Genomic DNA, 20,687 nt, shown 5'->3' with positions numbered 1-20,687 from the left:
ACTTTTAAAAATTTTAGGTACACTCATAACATAATAAATAAAAAGAGCGTGCCATGGATGAGTTTTTAGGAATAGTGGGTTTATTTGCATTTGCAATAATGGCCGGTGCTATTTGCGGTATTGTAGCAATTGCACAACTTAGTAATTTAAAGCAAGAAATTACCCAATTAAAAGCAAAAGTACTTAGTTTAGAAATAGCTAACAACGCACAAAGCCACGCTGAAAACGCAAATAAAAGCACCGATTGCTCCACAGCTGAACATGCATACACGGCCCAAGCAAATAGCAATGAAGCGACTTTTAATCAAGTTAGTCCTAATCAATCCAATCAGCCTCGTGACCAGGTAAAAACGCCAGCTTCAGCAATAAAGCCTCCCGGTAATGCTTCTGCCAGTAAACATAAGCAAGGCAGTAAAAATCTCAAACCCACACTTTTCACTTCTTTTTTTGAAAAACTGCGTAGCGACTTTGAACAAAACTGGATGACCTGGATAGGCGCAATCGCATTGGCGCTAGGCGGTATATTTTTAGCAAAGTACAGTTTAGAAGCCGGGTTGCTCTCTCCTGCAATGCGATTAACCCTAGGCGGTTTATTTGGTGGTGGCTTAATTGCAGCCGCAGCTTATATGCATTACAAAAATAGTGTATTTGAAGGGTTTAATAACTATATACCTGCAGCGCTTGCCAGTGGGGGTTTTATTACGTGCTTTGCACTGACCTTATTAGCGTATAGCAGCTATAACATGATCAGCCCTTTAACAGCCTTTGTTGTCCTTGGGGTTATTGCCATCAGTGCGAGCGCTATGGCAATAATGCTTGGCCCAGTATTAGCCGTACTAGGTATTATTGGTGCTTATTGTGTCCCCGTGCTGATTAATACCGGCAGCAATAATTTATTTGCGCTTTATATGTACATTGGGTTTGTGAGCTTATCTGCTGCGCTGGTCGCGTATAAAGTACAGCGTGCATGGCTGTGGTATTTACTTTGGGCGGGGCATTTTAGCTGGTATGTTGTTGGCTTTACTTTAGCTAACAGCAGCACCATTTGGCTTATGGGCACGTATGGGCTATTAAGTGTTATTGGTTTAATTGCCGTGCCACGCTTGGGGTTAAAACTTGCGGTGGTTGAAACTCGCCCACATAGTTTAAAGCGCCTAATAAACGCACTCCCTAGTAACCCTTTAATGCTTGCCTGTATTGTACCTTTGTTACTGGCTATGCTTTTTGATAGTAATAACTACTTACAGTGGCAAATAATAAATGCGTTAAGCATATTAACATTGCTGTTTTTAGTGCTTAAAAATAGCCGCTGGGATTTATGGCAAGGGGTGGCGATGTTAATAGCTGTACTCTGGCTATTAAGCACGCCTTCTTATTATGCTGATTATTCTGACTCGCTATTTATATTTAGGCACCAATATGGTGGCGCTATCTTTTTAGGGTTAGCGCTCAGCGTATATGGGCTTTATTTTGGTATAAAGTGGCAGCCTAAACGATTGGCTTTTCATATTACTGCCTCGTTTAGCGTATTTATAATGATTGCCACCTTATACGCTATAATCCCAAACCATGCGTTGGCCGCAGCCTATCCATTGTGGGCAGTGATACTACTTACAAGTAGCGCCATTTTAATTAGGTGCGCAATAGGTGGCGCAACGCTTTTTCAGCGCTTTACATATTGGGTGGGGGCAAATGCCAACATCACGCTTGCTATCACTATGTTATTAAATGACAGCGGGCTAACCATTGCACTGGCTATTCAAGTTTTACTTATTAGCGTGTTAATAAACCGCTATCGGGTGCCTATGCCACATTGGCCAATTAAAGCGCTGGTGGCTGCATTACTACTTCGCCTTACACTGTCACCGTGGACCCCAAGTTACGAGGCGCTTAGTGTATTGGGTGTGCACTGGAGCTTAGTAGTTTATCCTTTGTGTGTGGTGTTATTTTACACTGCAGCCAAATGCTTTAACGCATCGCAGTTAAAAGTTTGGCTTGAAGGCGCAGCGCTGCATTGCTTGGCGTTATTTATTACCACCGAAACCAGCTATCAACTGGTAGGGCACTATCCGCAGTTTGATTCTTTGAGCTTTTACGAACAAGCTTTACTCACCTGTAATTGGCTTGCGCTGGGTTGTGTATATTTACACCGTGCTCGTATTGCCGGTAGCTTAGCTAAATTATACCAAGTGGCAGGCATAGCATTAGCAGGTGCTGCGGGTGTTACTGCACTGAGCACCTTACTAAACGCTAATCCATTTTTAAGGTCTATTTATATTGGCGAATATTTTGTATTTAATTGGCTATTTTTGCTTTGGTTAGTGCCTGCGGGTCTCGTGTTTTGGCTTTATACGTTAATTAAACCGCTGTATACAAAAGCTGCGTCATTTATACTCACAGTAGCGGGTGTATTGAGTGTGTTGGCAATTAATGGCTTTATACGCCAATACTGGCAAGGCCCTTATATTTACTTATCAACAGGTGCAAGCAACGCAGAGCTTTATAGCTACTCGGTTATTTGGCTTGTGTTAGGGGCTATTACTGTGGTGCTAGGGCATTTAAAAAATCAGCTATTAATCCAAAAGATAGGGTTAGGATTATTGGCAGCCGTTATTTTAAAAGTATTCTTAGTGGACATGGCTAATTTAACGGGGCTTTTAAAAGCGCTGTCGTTTATTGGCTTAGGCTTGTCGTTAGTGGGGCTAAGTTGGTTATTTCAAAAACTACGCAGCCAAGCCAAACCAGCCTAATAATTTAGGGTTCCAACGCTTTGTTAAGCACATAAATAAGCGCCCAGCTAATACTGGGCTTATTTTTTGCTGCCAATTGGCTATTACGTGCTGTGATTAAGTAAAGCTTTAAGCTTACCTGGCTTAATAGGCTTACTTAAATAATGAATATTAGCCGCTTTGGTTTCTTGTTTAAGCTCGGTGTCGCGTACGGCAGTTATAAGTATGGCGGGCACTTCGCTTTGCCATGTATCACGCAGTGTTTTTATAAGCGAAATACCATCGCAATCATTACCTAATTGGTAATCCATTAAAATTACATCGGGCGCTGTGTGCTGTTTAGCGTGCGCGAGTACTTTATTTACATCGTCAAACAAGGTGTAATTGGCTTGCCACTTTTTAAGTAAACTGGCCATTGCCGCTAGGTTTTCGGGGTCATCGTCTACCGCGACTATGTTAATCGCGTCGCGGTTTTCTACTAAACTGCTGGCCGTTGCTTTTTGTTGTACAAATTGCGCATCCCCATAGGGTACTTCAATACTAAAGCGACTCCCTTTACCGGGCTCTGAGTGCACATCAAGCTCTAAGCTAAGTAAATCGGCCATACGTTTTACAACGCCAAGCCCTAAACCAACGCCTTTGTTATCACCGGCTTCTATACGGTAAAAGTCGTTAAATATTTTAGCTTGTTCTATTTGGCTAATACCTGGGCCGGTGTCCCATACTTCTATACGTAAATTATGTTTACGGTTTCTGCACGCTATTAATACTCGCCCTGTTTCAGTGTATTTAACCGCATTAGACACTAAGTTTTGTATAATTCGGCGCAAGTAGGTAATGTCGCTATGCACAATTTGTGCGTTTGAACGCACGGTTAGTTTTAAGCCTTTATCGCTTGATAAAATAGCGTACTCGCTTTGCAGTGGCATAAGTATATCGTTTATACAAAAGTGCCGAGGGGTTGGGGTCATTGCGCCTTGCTCTAACTTGGCAATTTCTAGTAAGGCCGACATTAAATGCACGGTTGAGTCTAAACTGTGGCCAAGCTTATTAAAGCTATTTTGGTTAGTTGTATCAAGCTGCTTTTCATCAATGGCTGCAAGGTATAAACGCGCCGCGTTAAGGGGCTGTAAAATATCGTGGCTAGCCAGTGCTAAAAATCGCGTTTTACTGTCGTTGGCTTGCTCTGCTTCGCGCTTGGCTAAAGTAAGTGCTTGCTCTGTTTTTACTCGGCTATCTATTTGGGCTTGTAAGTCTTTATTAATGGTTTGCACTTCTTGAGTTCGCGCCTCAATGCGGTTTTCAAGATCCATGTTAATTTCTTCAAGCGCATTTTGCGTACTTATATGGTTTGTAATGTCTGAAAAACTCGTTACAAAGCCGCCATCGGGTAGGGGGTTACCTATCATTTCGTACACTTGGCCATTACGGCGGTGGCGAATAAAGTGATGCGAGCTACCATTTTTTAAATGCTGAACGCGTTTTTCTACTTGGCGCTCTATTTCGCCTGGGCCACATTCACCGCGGACTGCGTTGTACCTTATTATATCTTCTATGGGTTGCCCCACTTCTAAAAAGCCGTCGGGGTAGCCAAACATTTGGCTGTAGCGCTTATTCCATGCCACCAGTTTTAAATCTTTATCGACCACCGAAATACCATGGCTTAAGTTTTCGAGCGAGGTATACAGCAAGTTTTGGTTAAACTGCAATGCTTGTGTGGTTTCGTCAAAAAAGTTAACCACCTCTTCAAAGGCCATACGTTTACCCGATGAAACCGTACGTATTAGCGCCTGCGCCGAAGACGCCCCTAATACCCCAGTTAACGCACGCTCGCAGTAGGCTATAAATTCGGGCTCGGGGTGGGCATTATTGTCACTTAGCTGGTGCGAAAGTGAAAAGTGCGCCAGTACTTGTTGGCTGCGCTGAATACCTAAAAAGGTTTGCAGCAGTATTTTAAAGTCGTAAACCGTGGCTTTAACATTTTTGTTTAAGCGGCGCGATAAAATAGCCTGATCTTTAGGGTTAACAAATGCAGCGGCCTGAATTTTATCTATCAAGCGCTCTTCTGCCCCTAACGAAAAACTAATATAACAACCAATGTTAGCAAATAAGGCTATCAGAGTGCCGCGTGTAATAAGGGTTTGCTGAAGCTCGCTATCAAGGGCACTGCCGGCATCTAAAATTGGCATCATTAAAAATAATACCCAACAAATAAAACCCGCTAATAGCCCCGCATATACACCATAAGCATGGCCTTTTCGCCAGTAAAGCCCGCCCACAATAGCCGGGAGCAGCTGCGTTACTAACGAAAATGCCACCAGCCCCATACTGGCCAGCGCACTACCATGGCCAAACCATTGCTGATAAAAATAAGCCAATATAAGTATGCCGGCTATGGTAAAGCGCCTGACTAATAAAATTTGCGATTTATAACTGCTGGTAATTAAGTTGCGCTTAAATTTACGGCGTAGCATAAGCGGCAGCACTACATCGTTAGAGATCATGGTGCTAAGCGTAAGTGTGGCCACCACTATCATGGCGGTGGCTGCAGAAAGCCCGCCAATAAATACAAAGGTACTTAAAAAAGCTTGGTCGTGAATAAGCGGTAGCGCTAATACAAAGCTGTCGGGTGAAAAACTGCTACCAATACTTGGGTGAATTGCGGCAGTAGCAATAGGAATTATCATCGCGGCGGTGAGTAATAAATACAGCGGAAAAGCCCAGCGAGCAGTAAATAAATGGCGTTTGTCTTGGTTATCTACCACGGTGACATGAAATTGCCGTGGTAAACAAATTATGGCCGCGGCAGCCATAAGTGACTGGCCAATAAAGTTAAAACTAAAAAAGTTAAAGTTGCCCCAGTGTTGCCAAATCGACTCTGTGACTTTGTCGCCGCTAAGGGTGGGTAAATTAAATAAGGTGTACAAGGCTAAGCCAGCGACGGCAATAAGCGCAATAAGCTTTATCATTGACTCAAAGGCAACTGCTAGCATAAGTCCAGAGCGGTATTCGGTAACATCTACCTTACGGGTACCAAAAAATATTGCAAACAGCGCCATAATTAACGTGGCGGTGAGGGTAAGCATTTCGCCAGATATTTGATTGCTGTTTTGCAAAAGCAAAAAGCTGGTACTGAGTGCTTTTAACTGCAGCGCAATATAGGGAATGGTAGCAAGTAGGGCAATAACAGTGACCAGTATTGCACTGGTTTGACGTTTACCGTAGCGGGCAGAAATAAAATCGGCAATGGTGGTAATGTTTTGCTTTTTACTTACTAATACCAGTTTGCGTAAAAAGCCTTGGCCAAAAAAGAACAACAATGAAGGGCCCAATAAAATGGGTAAATAGCTCCAACTACTGGTGGCGGCGGTACCAACCGAACCATAGTACGTCCACGAGGTACAATAAATCCCTAACGATAACGAATACACAAAAGGATGATGGCTAATCCGTTTAGCAAGTGGTGTTGTTTTATCGCCCCAATTAGCAAGCCAAAACAGCACCCCAATATAGCCTAATGCTACAAAAATCAGTACAGCAGTCATGTTGTTATTAAACCTTATTATTTATACCCACACACAATACCAGAGATAACTTTAAGTGTGCGTGCACAATTTTATGCAAAATATTAACGTTGTTTTTATTGTGTTGATTTTAAATGATTATTTATATTGTTGATGATTTATTAGACTAATGTCGCATTTTTACACAAAGCCACTTAAATTTTGCCGTTAACGCACTTAGGTAAAAGCTAACCTACTGAAAATTATGTGTAATTGTATTTTTAAATACAATTGCATTTGCAGTTTACGTAAACGTTAACAGGCTGTTACGACTATGGTCTCACTTCACTCTTCACGCCGCGTTGCTAAATTAATAACCGACTATAAAAAAACCACTCATTGCAATTATGCAATGCTTAAAGGGGAAAATAAAAATGGCTTTTAAAGATGAAGAGCAAGCAAAAGCTTATTGGGCAGAAAACATTTCACTACTGTTTAAGTTACTAGCAGTGTGGTTTGTGGTCTCATTTGGCTTTGGCATATTACTGGTAGATGTACTGAATGAAGTACGTTTTTTTGGGTTTAAACTTGGCTTCTGGTTTTCACAACAGGGCGCTATTTACACCTTTGTAGCTTTGATTTTTGTTTACGTTTTCAAAATGAACACGTTAGATAAAAAATACGGCGTAGACGAATAGGAGCTAGGTAATGGATGTTCAAACACTCACATTTATAATTGTTGGTTTAAGTTTTGCGCTTTATATCGGCATTGCAATTTGGGCGCGTGCAGGCTCTACAAATGAGTTTTACGTGGCAGGGGGCGGCGTACCTCCGCTTGCCAATGGTATGGCAACCGCAGCCGATTGGATGAGCGCAGCGTCGTTTATTTCAATGGCGGGTATTATTTCGTTTGCAGGTTACGATGGCGGTGTTTACTTAATGGGGTGGACTGGCGGCTATGTATTACTCGCTATGTGTTTAGCGCCTTACTTACGTAAATTTGGCAAATTCACTGTACCTGACTTTATAGGCGACCGTTACTACTCACAAACAGCACGTGTTGTTGCTATTTTGTGTGCCATCTTTATTTGTTTTACTTATATTGCTGGACAAATGCGTGGAGTAGGCGTGGTATTTTCGCGCTTTTTAGAAGTAGAAATTGAAACCGGTGTTTACATTGGAATGGTGATTGTATTCTTTTATGCGGTACTTGGCGGCATGAAAGGCATTACCTACACGCAAGTAGCGCAGTACTGTGTGCTTGTGTTTGCCTATCTTGTGCCCGCTATCTTTATTTCAATGATGATGACAGGCCACTTCTTCCCACAAACCGGCTTTGGTGCCACATTAAGTGATGGCTCAGGCATGTATGTACTTGATAAGCTAGACGGGTTAAGCGCAGAGTTGGGCTTTGCACAATATACCGAAGGCTCTAAAAGCATGATTGACGTATTTGCTATTACCGGCGCATTAATGGTGGGTACTGCTGGTTTACCGCATGTAATTGTTCGCTTTTTCACTGTACCTCGCGTTAAAGATACCCGTATTTCAGCAGCATGGACACTTGTATTTATTGCCATTGTTTACACTACTGCACCGGCGGTTGCCTCGTTTGCACGTGTAAACATGATTGACACCATTAACGGTAAAGATGGTAGCGGTACAGAATACGCACAAGCACCAGCGTGGATCAAAAACTGGGAGCGTACGGGCTTAATTACCTTTAATGATAAAAACGGCGACGGCAAAATGTTTTACACCGCCGGCAAGGTAGAAGACCCAACAAGCGCAAACGAAGTAAAAGTAGACCGCGATATTATGGTACTGGCTAACCCTGAAATTGCTGATTTACCAGCATGGGTAATCGCATTAGTTGCGGCCGGTGGTATTGCTGCTGCGCTTTCAACCACAGCGGGGTTATTGCTGGTTATTTCAACCTCAGTGTCGCACGATTTACTTAAACGAACCCTTAAACCCGACATAAGCGATAAACAAGAGCTACTAGCTGCTCGCTTAGCTGCGATGATTGCCATTGTTATATCGGCTTACTTTGGGATTAACCCGCCTGGGTTTGTTGCATCGGTGGTCGCCTTTGCCTTTGGTTTAGCGGCGGCGAGTTTCTTCCCAGCAATTATTATGGGGATATTCTCTAAAACAATGAATAAAGAAGGTGCAATTGCTGGCATGGTGACCGGTATAGGCTTTACCGCTGCGTATATTATCTTCTTTAAATTTGTAAGCCCTGAGCTTAATAGCCCAGAAAATTGGTTCTTAGGTATTTCGCCCGAAGGAATTGGCTTAGTGGGGATGATCATTAACTTTGTGGTTGCTGCAACCGTACTTAAATTAACAAAATCGACACCGCTTGAAATACAACAAATGGTGGAAGGTATTCGTAATCCTAAAGGGTCAGGTGAAGCACACGCACATTAATGCGCTAAGCCTACTTAAAAATAAAGCACCAAAAGCCCGACTTTAGTCGGGCTTTTTATTTGTTCAAATAATGAGTACATTAGGTTTTGTGTATACTTTTTAAGAGTACAGCAATGAGTGTAGAGCAGCAGGAAGTTGCCCAGTTTGTGTGTATGCAGGCGCCATTTAGCATGCTACACGACAGTGCGTGTGAGTATTTTGTAAGCCATATTGATAGTGTTTATTTAACCCGAGAAAACCAAGCGCAGTGGCTGCAAACGCAAACCCCAAAGCTTTTTTTAATTCGCTCTGGCTTATACGACCTAGTGGATGCAAAAGGCGATGTAGTGAAGCGTTTAGCGCAGGGGGATTACTTTGGCTACCCTTCTTTATTAACAGGAGAGGCGATTCAAAATAGGCTACAGGTACAAAAAGAGGGCATAGTGTATATGCTTGCGCAAACGCATTTTGATTTTTTACGTCATCAATACAAACCGTTTGAGCAATATTTTGTACGCGCGCACGCCAATCGTTTACTTTCATCACATTATAAAAGTAAAAACGATAGCTGGTCTGAGCGCAGAATATCTGAGCTGATGACCCGCACCGCCATAACCTTAGCCCCCGATGCCAGTATTAGGCAAACCGCTAAAAAAATGAAAAAACACGGTGTATCGTCAATTATGATCACCGAACACGCCATTTTAGTGGGCGTAGTGACCGACCGCGACTTACGTAACCGTGTACTGGCCGATGAAGTCGACCCACAAGATGCGGTTAGCAGCATAATGAGTGCAAAGCCTAAATTTATATTTGAAAACAATCGGGTGTTTTCTGCTTTGCATTTAATGCTTAAATACAATATTCATCATTTACCTGTACTTGATGAAAACCATAAGCCTTTGGGTATGCTTACCAGTACCGATTTACTGCGCCAGCAAAAAAGCGACCCTGTGCAGCTTATTGGCCGCATTTATAAAGCCCACAGCATTGCCGATTTAAAACGTTATGCGGGAGAAATCCCTGAGTTACTGCGAAGTTTTTCGTACAACATAGAAGACATATCGCTAATTGGTAAGTTGCTCAGCGGCTTAACCGATGCACTCACCTCGCGTCTTATTCATTTATTTCAAGAAGAAAATGGCGCAGCCCCCACCAGCTTTTGCTTCATATGTTTTGGCTCGCAAGCACGCGAAGAGCAAACCCTACATTCAGATCAAGACAACGGCTTATTACTCCCAGATGACTTAAGCGAGCAACACCAAGCTTACTTTAAACACATGGGGGAGTTTGTATGTGAGCAGTTAGTAGAGTGCGGCATTAGGCGTTGCCCGGGTAATATTATGGCCAGCAGCGATGAATGCAGAATGAGTGTAAGCCAGTGGTGCGAGCGCTTTTTTAAATGGATAAAAAGCCCAACCCCAAGTGCCATGCTTAACTGTAAAATATTTTTTGATTTGCGCTTTATTGAAGGCTCCAATGCTCTATATAGCGGCTTTTGCGAGCAGTTAAACAGAATATCGCGCGATGAGTTGTTTTATGCTGCTATGGCAACCGACATAAGAGCCAGTTCAGTGCCTATTGGCTTGTTTAATAAACTTAAAACGCAAAAAAATGATAATAACCATAAATACATAGATTTAAAAAAGCGCGGTGTGGTGATCATTAACGACATAGTGCGTTTATATGCGTTAAAAGCCGGAATAAAACGCGCCAATACCCAAGAGCGTTTAGATGCTTTACTTAAGCATTCACTGCTAAATAAAGACGATATTTATAATTTAAAAGATTGCTGGCGATTTTTAACTCAGTTACGTTTTAGTACGCAAATAAACGAAGAAGGTTTGCCAAGTAACTGCATAAACCCCGATAAATTAAGTTCATTAGAGCGCCATCAGCTTAAAGAGGCTTTTTATTTAGTAAAACAAGCGCAGCAAGCCGCGGCGTTTAAATTTGCCCGTGGCAGTTTGTAACAAGAGGTAAGCGCTGTGGTAAAAAAATGGCTCAGTAAGTATATAAAAAGGCGAAATTTATTAAGTCAAAACGCGTTAACGCAACGCTATTTAGTGATTGATTTAGAGCTTACTGGGCTTGATGTAAACCAGCATGAAATTGTCTCAGTAGCCTGGGTAAAAATAGATAACCAATGTATAAAAATGAGTGAGTCTCAGCATTTAATAAACAAGGATGTAAAAAGCCTAGAGCAAAGCCCTGTTTTTCACGGCATTATTGACGACACTGTGGCTAAAGGACAAAGCCTGCACACTATATTAACGCAGCTAAGCCGTGATTTTAGTGACCATATTTTAGTTTTTCATAACGCCATACTGGATTGGAGGTTTTTAAAAGCAGCCCTTAAAAACGCTAATATAAGTGCGCAACCAAAGCTAATACTCGACACCCTCCACATAGAAAAAAAGCGCCTTATTTGCCAAGGCGCAGAAATAAAACAAGATGATTTAACCCTAAGTGCGTGTCGCAAACGTTATGAGTTACCAAGCTATCATTGCCATAACGCACTTACAGACGCACAGGCCACTGCAGAATTACTACTAGCCCAGTGCTACCAAATAAACCGTGGTAAAGAGCTAAAAGTGGGTGAGTTAACCTAGGTTGGCTGTAGGCGCGGCTTTATGCCGCGCGAGGTAAACTCTTGCTTACAATAAAGGGCAGTTTACTTTTATTTTCAACTGTATGATTATAGGTACGGTTACGTAATCATTATTTAACTAATTACTTTAAGGAACGACGTGAAACTCATTACCACTATTCTTCTAACCTTATTCCCTGTGATCGCTTTTGCTAATTCGAGCTTACCTGCCAATCGTCATATCTCAGTGCAAGGCACTGCTGAGGTATTAGTTGAGCCTGACATGGCTAAAATACTATTTAAGGTGAATAGTGTTAAAAATGAGCCGAATGCCGCCAATAACGCGCTTGAGAATAAAGTGAAGTTATTAATAGATGGGCTCAATCAATTTGAAATAAGCGCCGATGACGTAGTTGCCTCAAACGTTAAAATTGAAAAAACAGGAATGGATTATATTGAAACAGGGCATCAGGCCCTTAGCGAATACGCAGCGATAAGAACGTTTGAAGTAACGCTAAACAGTATTGAGCGTGTGAGCGATTTAACCGATTTTTTATTGAACCAAGAAGTAAATGCCATTCAAAATATTGCGTTTTTATCTTCAAAATCTGAGCAATTACAAGCGCAAGCCACACAGTTAGCAATTGAAGATGCAAAAATAAAAGCGGATTTACTTGCTGATTCATTCAATGCAAAAGTAGGTGAAGTACGCACTATTCGCTCAACTAAAAACAACTATGACAGTGGTTTTAGTACAGCCATAACCAAGATGCACAGGGCGCAGCATGATAATAACTCTTTTCCTCAAATACGTAGTAACGATTTACAGGCAACAATAAGCTTTAAATCATCCATAAACGTGGTGTTTGATTTAGAGATAACTGATTAAATTAATAATTTCATTTCAAATACATGTTCGTACTGTAAGCTAGTTTTATGTTTTTGATTAATTTGAAGGTAGCAGTATTATGAGCGATGAAAGCAACACGTTAAAAGCACAAACCGAGGCAAAAGTAGCTGCAGGGCGAAAAGGTAACCCTGATTTTATGAAAGGCGTTGATGAAACCATTGCTCAGGCAAAAGCGTTTCAAGAAGGGGCAGATGCACTTAATTTAGATCAAAATGCCCCACGCTTTGAACTGCCTAACCAGCACGCTGAGCAAGTTTTATTAGATGAGCTACTTGCAAAAGGGCCTGTGGTTATAACTTTTTATCGTGGTAGTTGGTGCCCTTATTGTAATTTACAGCTAAAAGCATTGCAGTCACGCCTACCTGAAATTCACGCATTAGGCGCACAGCTGGTGGCTATTAGCCCGCAAGCGCCCGATGGCTCAATGAGCGAAAACGACATACGTAATATGGATTTTGTTGTGCTGAGTGACCAAAATGCAGATGTAGCAGCAAGCTATGGCGTTGCGTGGCAAGTACCTGCATTTTTATTAGAGCATATGCGTGAAGACCGCGGCCTTGATTTAGAGTCGCTTAATAACGGCAATGGCAGTATTTTACCTATTCCTGCCACGTTTGTTTTAGATAGCCAAGGTAAAGTGACGTGGCGCTATGTTGATGTTGATTACCGCACCCGCTCAGAGCCGCAAGATATAATTAATGCTTTAAAAGCACTACAGTAAGCACTACAGTAAGCACTCAAGCAAGCTCGCTTTATGCCTAAAAGTAGCCAAGTAAATTAGCTACTTTTGGGTTAATTTAAAGTTTCTAATCGCTCCCTCTTATAATAATGTTCAAGGTCGATTACAATACAGCCATCTAAAGGGCATCGATGCCTTTGTCTGCACGTAAAGAGAGTGGATTTTATATTTCATGGCAATCAAACTTGCAATTAATGGTTTTGGTCGTATTGGTCGAAATATTGTCCGCGCGTTGTACGAGTCAGGTTTGAGCGACGAGATAAAAATTGTTGCGATTAACGAACTTGCTGACCCTGAAGCTATTGCTCATTTATTAAAATACGACACGTCCCACGGTCGTTTTTCTTTTCCTGTAAAACTTGGTGAAGACACCATTAGCGTTGCAGGCGATACCATTGCACTATTTTGTGAAGAAAACCCAGTAGAATTACCTTGGCAAACCCTTGATGTAGATGTAGTACTTGAATGTACCGGTGTTTATCACTCGCGCGAGCATGCACAATTACACATTACTGCGGGTGCTAAAAAGGTGTTGTTTTCGCACCCAGCTGATAACGATGTAGATGCCACCATTGTGTATGGCATTAACGACGATGAGCTCAAACGCGAGCACACTATAGTATCTAACGGCTCATGTACTACAAACTGTGTGGTGCCTGTTATTAAAGTGCTAGATGATGCGTTTGGCATTGAATCGGGTGCTATTACCACTATTCACGCGTCGATGAACGATCAGCAAGTGATTGATGCGTACCATCATGATTTACGTCGTACCCGCGCTGCGAGTCAGTCTATTATTCCGGTTGATACAAAATTAGCACGAGGAATAGACCGCATTTTACCCAAATTTGAAGGGCGCTTTGAAGCCATTGCGGTTCGCGTGCCGACAATTAACGTAACGGCAATGGATTTAAGTGTTACAGTAAATGCCGATGTAGATTTAAAGGCGGTAAATACGGCACTTAAAGCCCAAGCAAAAGACCGCTTAGAAGGTATTTTAAGTTACACCGAAGAGCCATTGGTATCGGTTGATTTTAATCACGACCCACATTCTTGTATTATTGATGGCACGCAGACACGTGTTAGTCACAAACGCCTGATAAAGTTACTTGTTTGGTGTGATAACGAATGGGGTTTTGCCAATCGCATGCTAGATACAGCACGTGCAATGATGGCTAAGTAAGCATTTTATAATAATTTTAAAATTTATTTTTCAGGTTCAAGTATCGTTAACTAAGGAGATGTTATGTCGGTCATAAAAATGGCAGATTTAGATTTAAACGGCAAGCGCGTATTAATTCGTGAAGATTTAAATGTACCAGTTAAAGCAGGTAAAGTGACCTCAGATGCACGTATTCGTGCTGCACTGCCTACTATTAAGCTAGCTCTTGAAAAAGGCGCTAAAGTAATGGTTATGTCGCACCTTGGCCGCCCAACAGAAGGCGAGTACGATGACGAATTTTCACTTGCCCCTGTAGCCGATTACCTAAACGATGCACTTGAGCAAAATGTACGCCTTGAAAAAGACTACTTAAACGGCGTTGAAGTTGCCGATAACGAAGTAGTTGTATTTGAAAACGTACGATTTAATAAAGGCGAGAAGAAAAACGACGAAGCCTTATCAAAACAACTTGCTGCCCTGTGTGATGTGTATGTAATGGATGCATTTGGCACCGCTCACCGCGCACAAGCGTCTACTCATGGTGTTGGCTTATTTGCAGATGTTGCCTGTGCAGGCCCGTTATTATCAGCAGAACTTGAAGCACTTGGTAAAGCACTAGATAATCCAGCTCGCCCATTGGTGGCCATTGTAGGTGGTTCTAAAGTATCAACTAAATTAACTGTTTTAGACTCGCTTTCAACGATTGTAGATCAGCTTGTAACAGGTGGCGGTATTGCTAATACCTTTATTGCTGCTGCGGGTCATCCGGTTGGTAAATCACTTTATGAAGCTGATTTAATGGATGAAGCAAATCGTTTATGTGCAGCAGCTAAAGCAAACGATGGTGAAATTCCGGTACCGACTGATGTTGTAGTAGGTAATGAATTTTCAGACTCTGCAGTCGCTACGCTTAAAGATGTAAGCGAAGTAACAAGCGATGACATGATTTTTGATATTGGCCCTGATACAGCCAGCCAGCTTGCAAAAATTATTGCAAACGCCGGTACTGTTGTATGGAATGGTCCAGTTGGCGTATTTGAGTTTGATCAGTTTGGTAATGGTACACGTGCTATTGCTCAGGCAATTGCTAACTCTAATGCGTTTTCGATTGCAGGCGGTGGTGACACTTTAGCGGCAATTGATAAATACGGCATTGCCGATAAAGTATCTTACATTTCTACCGGTGGTGGTGCGTTCTTAGAGTTTTTAGAAGGCAAAAAACTTCCAGCAGTAGAAATGCTAGAGTCGCGCGCTAAATAATAAATTTTTAGCCGCATTAGGTGAGGGGCAACCCTCACCAACGATTAATTATTAAATACCTCTCACCCTTATTTAATAGTTAATTAAGACAAAACTGAGCAGTGTAAATTGCTTTATTTTGTGGCGCAGTGATTGCGTCAAACTAACATATCCGTTCAAACTAGATGGCAGGAGACTGCTGTCGATAAATTGGAGAATACCCAATGGCTTTAATCAGTATGCGACAACTTTTAGATCATGCAGCTGAACACGGTTACGGCGTTCCAGCCTTTAACGTGAATAACCAAGAGCAAATGCGCGCAATAATGGAAGCGGCTGATAAAACAAACAGCCCAGTAATTGTTCAAGGATCAGCAGGCGCACGTGCTTATGCTGGTGCTCCATTTATCCGCCACATGATTTTAGCAGCCGTTGAAGAATGGCCGCACATTCCAGTAGTAATGCACCAAGATCACGGTACCTCACCCGGTGTTTGCCAACGCTCAATTCAACTTGGCTTTTCATCAGTTATGATGGATGGCTCATTAATGACTGACGGAAAAACCCCATCAAGCTACGAATATAATGTAGAAGTAACACGCGAAACCGTGGCTATGGCACATGCATGTGGTGTATCGGTAGAGGGCGAGCTAGGTGTACTTGGCTCACTTGAAACCGGTGAAGCGGGCGAAGAAGATGGTGTAGGCGCAGAAGGTAAACTAACTACCGATCAAATGCTTACCGACCCAGAAGAAGCCGCTGATTTTGTAAATAAAACCCATGTTGATGCCTTGGCAATTGCTTGTGGAACATCGCACGGTGCGTATAAATTTACGCGCCCACCCACAGATGACATTTTAGCGATTGATCGTATTAAAGAAATTCACGCACGTATCCCGAACACGCACTTAGTTATGCACGGATCGTCGTCTGTACCACAAGAATGGTTAGAGATCATAAATCAATACGGTGGCGAAATTCCTGAAACGTACGGTGTACCTGTTGAGCAAATTGTAGAAGGGATCAAATACGGTGTACGTAAAGTAAATATTGATACCGATTTACGCCTGGCCTCTACCGGTGCTATTCGCCGTCATATGGCGCTTAACCCATCTAACTTCGATCCGCGTAAATACCTAGCAGAAGCAACTAAAGCAATGACAGAGATTTGTGTTGCGCGTTACAACGCGTTTGGTACGGCTGGTCAAGCAGGTAAAATTAAGCCAATTTCACTTGATGACATGCACCTTAAGTATTTAAGTGGTGAATTAGACCCACAAATTAAATAATGATCTTTGATTAAAAAATACCTTTATAAAAACCAGCTGGCGTAATCCAGCTGGTTTTTTTATACCGCAAAGCACTGGGATCACTGTTGTACCAACTTAATAAAATGGGATCACTGATTTACTAACCGCCCCGCATTTGGATCATTTATTTACCAACTAGCGCATAAATTTACGCCACGTTAGGCGCTCAATTAATCAGATCGTTTTTTATTTGTACAATAGATCAGGTGCTAAGTTGTTTGACTAAGTATAACCGTGATCCCAAACCCGATCGGCTTAGTAAAAATCTGATCTTTTTATAGGCTGCTTAGTAAAAAACAGATCTATTTTTAACCACGTAATCACATCTTCCAGTGCAAACTCAGTTTCGTACCTGGTTTTTTTACTGTGTTAGTAAAGTAATGATCCCGCCATGAATATCTACTCAGAAATAAAACTGTCATCTTTTTGTAAATATGTTTTGATTAACTGTAATTTGCAAAATAGTTTTAAAAATATGACGTTAATGAGGTTTTTTGTCACTATTTTGTGTTTTTTTTACCAGGATTTTAATTTACACGTTACACTTTCATAAAAATGTCATACTTAGTCATAATAATGAAAACTAATTCGATAGCGTAAGAGATAATTTGGAATGTCACGTAAAGTACTAGTCGTAGATGATGAAGCTCCTATCAGAGAGATGTTAGTTTTTGTTTTAGAGCAAAATGGATTTCAAGCAATTGAAGCAGAAGATTACGATTCTGCAATTGCAGCTATGGTTGAACCATACCCAGATATGGTTTTACTCGATTGGATGTTACCAGGCGGTAGCGGTATTCAAATTGCTAAGCAATTTAAGCAAAGTGAATACACACGCCAAATTCCAATCATTATGCTTACAGCCCGCGGCGAAGAAGAAGACAAAGTACGCGGCCTAGAAGTAGGGGCAGATGACTACGTCACTAAACCTTTTTCTCCTAAAGAGTTAATGGCTCGCATTAAAGCGGTTATTCGCCGTGTATCGCCTACCTCATTAGAAGAAGCCATAGAAGTACATGGCTTGCGTTTAGACCCAATATCGCACCGCGTTACCTCTGAGGGAAGCGAGCTTGATATGGGCCCAACCGAATTTAGATTATTACATTTTTTTATGACTCACCCAGAGCGTGTTTATAGCCGTGAGCAACTGCTTGACCATGTTTGGGGAACTAATGTGTACGTAGAAGACCGTACAGTTGATGTGCATATACGTCGTTTACGCAAAGCGATTGCACCGCTTGGGCATGATCGCTTAGTACAAACAGTACGTGGTGCAGGTTATCGTTTTTCTAGTAAATTATAAGGTACCGCAGCTAGGGTGTGAGTACGCATAAATTACTACTCAAAGGTAAAGTGAGTGTATGTATCGAGTTATTAATAAACAGGCGTTAGTAAAACGTCTGTTTATCTATTTTTTACCCCTGTTATTAGTTGGTGTGCTTATTGGTGCACCTTTTTTGCTTTTATTTTTAGGCACTTCTTCTCTTTTAGTCTGGCATTATCATCAACTTTATCGCTTAAGCGATTGGCTTTTAAATCAACGTAGCTTTAACCCACCAGAGGGCGAGGGTGCGTGGGAACAAGTATTTGAAGGCATTTATCATTTACAGCATCGTAATCGTAAAAAACGCAATGAACTGGCCGATTTAATTCGTCGCTTTCGCGATGGAGCTGAAGCCGTACCCGATGCCGTAGTGGTGTTGCAAAGTGATTTAAGCATTGTTTGGTGTAACCAACTTGCACTTAAAGTATTGGGGCTACAATGGCCGACCGATCATGGCCAGCGACTAGATAACCTAATACGCGAACCTAAATTTGCCAAGTACATGCTGCGCGGTGAATTTGAAGAGCCATTAGAGCTTGATAACGGGCATATTGTTGACCAAGTGCTTGAATTTAGGGTAATGCCGTATGCCAACACGCAGCTTATGGTGGTGGTACGTGATGTAACACGCCTAAAGCAGCTAGAGCAAATGCGCAAAGACTTTGTAGCCAATGTGTCGCATGAGCTGCGTACGCCGCTTACGGTTGTTACTGGCTACCTTGAGATGATGGATGGCGATATGATGCCACCGCCTGCAATGTGGAATAAAGCGCAAAATACCATGCTTGAGCAATGTAAGCGTATGGACAGCTTAGTTAATCAGCTTTTATCTCTTTCGCGTATTGAAGGGGCGCGCAGGCAAGACAACGACAAAGCCATTAATGTGCCGCAAATGCTCAACTACATTAAAACCGAAGCGCAGTCTATAAACCAAGATAAAGGCCATGAGCTTATTTTTGATATAGATAATGAGCTTGATATTAAAGGCTCTGAAGATGAGCTACGCAGTGCGTTTTCTAATTTAGTGTTTAACGCTATACATTACACTAAAGCGGGCGGAAAAATTGTTGTTACCTGGCAGCGTAAAGAGGGGCTTGCGCACTTTAGTGTAAATGATAATGGCGATGGTATTGCACCAGAGCATATAAATCGTTTAACTGAGCGCTTTTACCGCGTAGATAAAGCAAGGAGTCGCACAACCGGTGGCTCAGGTTTAGGCTTAGCAATTACTAAACATGTGCTTACACGTCACGATAGTAAATTAAATATAAGCAGTGAGCTTGGCAAAGGCTCGTGTTTTTCTTTCGACTTTTCAAAGGATAAGCTTGTTAACTTAGCAAGTTAAAGGCAATAAAAAGCAAAGTCATAAAAGTGTCATTTAAGAGTAATGTAACTGTCATCTACTCACTTTACAGTAGACGGCAGTTAGGAAATGGGACGAACAAATCGGAGAACCCCGCATGAAATTTAAAAACTTAGTTGCCGCAATGGGTGTGGCTGTTACAACATTAGTATCTGCACAGGCTGTTGCTCTTGACGACGCAATTCCTGAATATCAAAAAATTAACGGCGTTTCAGGTAACTTTTCATCTGTAGGCTCTGATACTTTAGCTAATATGATGACTTTTTGGGCTGAAGAGTACAAACGTATTTACCCAAATGTAAATATTCAAATTCAAGCGGCAGGTTCGTCTACTGCTCCACCAGCGCTTACTGAAGGCACCTCTAACATGGGTCCTATGAGCCGTAAAATGAAATCAAAAGAAATCGAAGCGTTCGAAAAACGCTACGGTTACAAGCCTACAGAAGTACGTGTAGCGATTGATGCACTAGCGGTATTTGTACACAAAGATAACCCAATTGAAGGCTTACGTATTGACCAAGTAGATGCTATTTTTTCATCTACTCGTAAATGTGGTGCGTCTGAGCAAGTTAACCGCTGGAGCGATGTTGGCCTAACGGGCGACTGGGCTGCAAAAGACATTCAATTATACGGACGTAACTCTGTATCAGGTACTTACGGTTACTTTAAAAAGAAAGCGCTGTGTAAAGGTGACTTCCGTAACAACGTAAATGAGCAACCAGGTTCAGCATCTGTTGTACAGTCAATCTCATCTTCATTAAACGCGATTGGTTACTCAGGTATTGGTTACAAAACGTCGGGTGTACGTACGGTTCCTTTATCTAAAAAAGGCACTAACTACGTAGATGCAACGCTTGATAATGTTGCTAAAGGTAAATACCCACTTTCTCGTTTCTTATACGTGTACGTGAACAAGCACCCTAATAAGCCGCTTTCACCAATTGAAGCTGAGTTCTTAAAAATGGTACTTTCTAAAGACGGTCAAAAAATCGTTGAAAAAGATGGTTACGTACCACTATCTGCTAAGTTAGTAGAAGCAGAGCTTAAAAAGTTAGGTTTATAATTTAAACCCAACCAATAAAAAAACCGCTCAATGAGCGGTTTTTTTGTGTGTAAAATTTTAAAACGTAAAACAGACTAACTTACTAAAAAGCGATTACAGATCAGTCAGCTTTTGCGCTTGTGCTTTACACTGATTATAGCTCTCTACACATTTGGCAGAGCACACTTGCTGTTTTAAACCTTTGTCAATTGATTGCTGATCGCAACTATTTTCGCACTGATAGTTTTGTTGTGCACATTGGTTTAACTCAGGGTTTTTCACTTGATTTTGGCAAGCTGCTAACAATGAAAATGAAAGGGCGAGGACACTCGTTTTAATAAATGTTTGCATGCTTATCCTTAAC

General features: G+C 41.7%; 15 protein-coding genes. 13 read left to right on the top strand and 2 right to left on the bottom strand.

Annotated features, from left to right (window positions below; genetic code table 11):
• Window positions 1-53: 53 nt before the first annotated feature.
• Window positions 54-2,750: a DUF2339 domain-containing protein gene (locus VOI46_RS13200; protein ID WP_282337598.1), complete on the top strand. Its 2,697-nt coding sequence runs from the start codon at window positions 54-56 to the stop codon at window positions 2,748-2,750.
• Window positions 2,751-2,833: 83 nt separating this feature from the next.
• Here the strand turns inward: VOI46_RS13200 and VOI46_RS13195 are convergent, their stop codons facing one another.
• Entirely contained in the window at window positions 2,834-6,274 is a 3,441-nt protein-coding gene (locus VOI46_RS13195; RefSeq protein WP_004586073.1) for a PAS-domain containing protein, read from the bottom strand.
• Window positions 6,275-6,666: 392 nt separating this feature from the next.
• Between VOI46_RS13195 and VOI46_RS13190 the strand changes: the two genes are divergently transcribed.
• From VOI46_RS13190 to VOI46_RS13135, 12 genes are all read left to right on the top strand, one after another.
• The gene (locus tag VOI46_RS13190; protein WP_004586074.1) at window positions 6,667-6,930 is read left to right on the top strand and encodes a DUF4212 domain-containing protein; all 264 of its coding nucleotides are present in this window, start codon (window positions 6,667-6,669) and stop codon (window positions 6,928-6,930) included.
• A 10-nt stretch (window positions 6,931-6,940) separates the two neighbouring features.
• Entirely contained in the window at window positions 6,941-8,665 is a 1,725-nt protein-coding gene (locus VOI46_RS13185; protein WP_004586075.1) for a sodium:solute symporter family protein, read from the top strand.
• Window positions 8,666-8,778: 113 nt separating this feature from the next.
• Complete coding sequence (locus VOI46_RS13180; protein ID WP_004586076.1) at window positions 8,779-10,617, top strand: DUF294 nucleotidyltransferase-like domain-containing protein; 1,839 nt, start codon at window positions 8,779-8,781, stop codon at window positions 10,615-10,617.
• A 15-nt stretch (window positions 10,618-10,632) separates the two neighbouring features.
• Window positions 10,633-11,256, top strand: a complete 624-nt coding sequence (locus tag VOI46_RS13175; RefSeq protein WP_004586077.1) for a 3'-5' exonuclease — start codon at window positions 10,633-10,635, stop codon at window positions 11,254-11,256.
• 138 nt (window positions 11,257-11,394) lie between these two features.
• Window positions 11,395-12,123 (top strand): SIMPL domain-containing protein, encoded by a 729-nt coding sequence (locus VOI46_RS13170; protein WP_004586078.1) that lies wholly within the window; start codon window positions 11,395-11,397, stop codon window positions 12,121-12,123.
• Window positions 12,124-12,202: 79 nt separating this feature from the next.
• Entirely contained in the window at window positions 12,203-12,865 is a 663-nt protein-coding gene (locus tag VOI46_RS13165) for a peroxiredoxin-like family protein (protein WP_004586079.1), read from the top strand.
• Between the two features lie 190 nt (window positions 12,866-13,055).
• Window positions 13,056-14,066, top strand: a complete 1,011-nt coding sequence (gene epd / locus VOI46_RS13160; protein WP_004586080.1) for an erythrose-4-phosphate dehydrogenase — start codon at window positions 13,056-13,058, stop codon at window positions 14,064-14,066.
• Window positions 14,067-14,129: 63 nt separating this feature from the next.
• Window positions 14,130-15,305 (top strand): phosphoglycerate kinase, encoded by a 1,176-nt coding sequence (locus VOI46_RS13155; protein ID WP_004586081.1) that lies wholly within the window; start codon window positions 14,130-14,132, stop codon window positions 15,303-15,305.
• Window positions 15,306-15,508: 203 nt separating this feature from the next.
• The gene (fba, locus tag VOI46_RS13150; protein ID WP_004586082.1) at window positions 15,509-16,573 is read left to right on the top strand and encodes a class II fructose-bisphosphate aldolase; all 1,065 of its coding nucleotides are present in this window, start codon (window positions 15,509-15,511) and stop codon (window positions 16,571-16,573) included.
• A 634-nt stretch (window positions 16,574-17,207) separates the two neighbouring features.
• The gene (phoB, locus tag VOI46_RS13145) at window positions 17,208-17,897 is read left to right on the top strand and encodes a phosphate regulon transcriptional regulator PhoB (RefSeq protein WP_004586083.1); all 690 of its coding nucleotides are present in this window, start codon (window positions 17,208-17,210) and stop codon (window positions 17,895-17,897) included.
• A gap of 58 nt (window positions 17,898-17,955) precedes the next feature.
• The gene (phoR, locus tag VOI46_RS13140; protein WP_004586084.1) at window positions 17,956-19,263 is read left to right on the top strand and encodes a phosphate regulon sensor histidine kinase PhoR; all 1,308 of its coding nucleotides are present in this window, start codon (window positions 17,956-17,958) and stop codon (window positions 19,261-19,263) included.
• 115 nt (window positions 19,264-19,378) lie between these two features.
• Window positions 19,379-20,344 (top strand): phosphate ABC transporter substrate-binding protein PstS family protein, encoded by a 966-nt coding sequence (locus tag VOI46_RS13135; protein WP_004586085.1) that lies wholly within the window; start codon window positions 19,379-19,381, stop codon window positions 20,342-20,344.
• A gap of 93 nt (window positions 20,345-20,437) precedes the next feature.
• Here VOI46_RS13135 and VOI46_RS13130 read toward each other — a convergent pair whose 3' ends face one another.
• The gene (locus VOI46_RS13130) at window positions 20,438-20,674 is read right to left on the bottom strand and encodes a hypothetical protein (protein WP_004586086.1); all 237 of its coding nucleotides are present in this window, start codon (window positions 20,672-20,674) and stop codon (window positions 20,438-20,440) included.
• Window positions 20,675-20,687 lie beyond the last annotated feature (13 nt).

Source organism: Pseudoalteromonas sp. CuT4-3 (assembly GCF_035666335.1).
Taxonomy (GTDB): domain Bacteria; phylum Pseudomonadota; class Gammaproteobacteria; order Enterobacterales; family Alteromonadaceae; genus Pseudoalteromonas; species Pseudoalteromonas atlantica.
Note: the sequence above shows the minus strand (reverse complement) of the source record. Positions and strands in the feature narration are given on the sequence as shown.

Coding starts and splice junctions, on each gene's coding strand:
- VOI46_RS13180 (WP_004586076.1), top strand. CDS start 8,779: ATGAGTGTAGAGCAGCAGGAAGTTGCCCAGTTTGTGTGTATGCAGGCG.
- VOI46_RS13190 (WP_004586074.1), top strand. CDS start 6,667: ATGGCTTTTAAAGATGAAGAGCAAGCAAAAGCTTATTGGGCAGAAAAC.
- VOI46_RS13195 (WP_004586073.1), bottom strand. CDS start 6,274: ATGACTGCTGTACTGATTTTTGTAGCATTAGGCTATATTGGGGTGCTG.
- epd (WP_004586080.1), top strand. CDS start 13,056: ATGGCAATCAAACTTGCAATTAATGGTTTTGGTCGTATTGGTCGAAAT.
- VOI46_RS13135 (WP_004586085.1), top strand. CDS start 19,379: ATGAAATTTAAAAACTTAGTTGCCGCAATGGGTGTGGCTGTTACAACA.
- VOI46_RS13155 (WP_004586081.1), top strand. CDS start 14,130: ATGTCGGTCATAAAAATGGCAGATTTAGATTTAAACGGCAAGCGCGTA.
- VOI46_RS13165 (WP_004586079.1), top strand. CDS start 12,203: ATGAGCGATGAAAGCAACACGTTAAAAGCACAAACCGAGGCAAAAGTA.
- fba (WP_004586082.1), top strand. CDS start 15,509: ATGGCTTTAATCAGTATGCGACAACTTTTAGATCATGCAGCTGAACAC.
- VOI46_RS13130 (WP_004586086.1), bottom strand. CDS start 20,674: ATGCAAACATTTATTAAAACGAGTGTCCTCGCCCTTTCATTTTCATTG.
- VOI46_RS13200 (WP_282337598.1), top strand. CDS start 54: ATGGATGAGTTTTTAGGAATAGTGGGTTTATTTGCATTTGCAATAATG.
- VOI46_RS13185 (WP_004586075.1), top strand. CDS start 6,941: ATGGATGTTCAAACACTCACATTTATAATTGTTGGTTTAAGTTTTGCG.
- phoR (WP_004586084.1), top strand. CDS start 17,956: ATGTATCGAGTTATTAATAAACAGGCGTTAGTAAAACGTCTGTTTATC.
- phoB (WP_004586083.1), top strand. CDS start 17,208: ATGTCACGTAAAGTACTAGTCGTAGATGATGAAGCTCCTATCAGAGAG.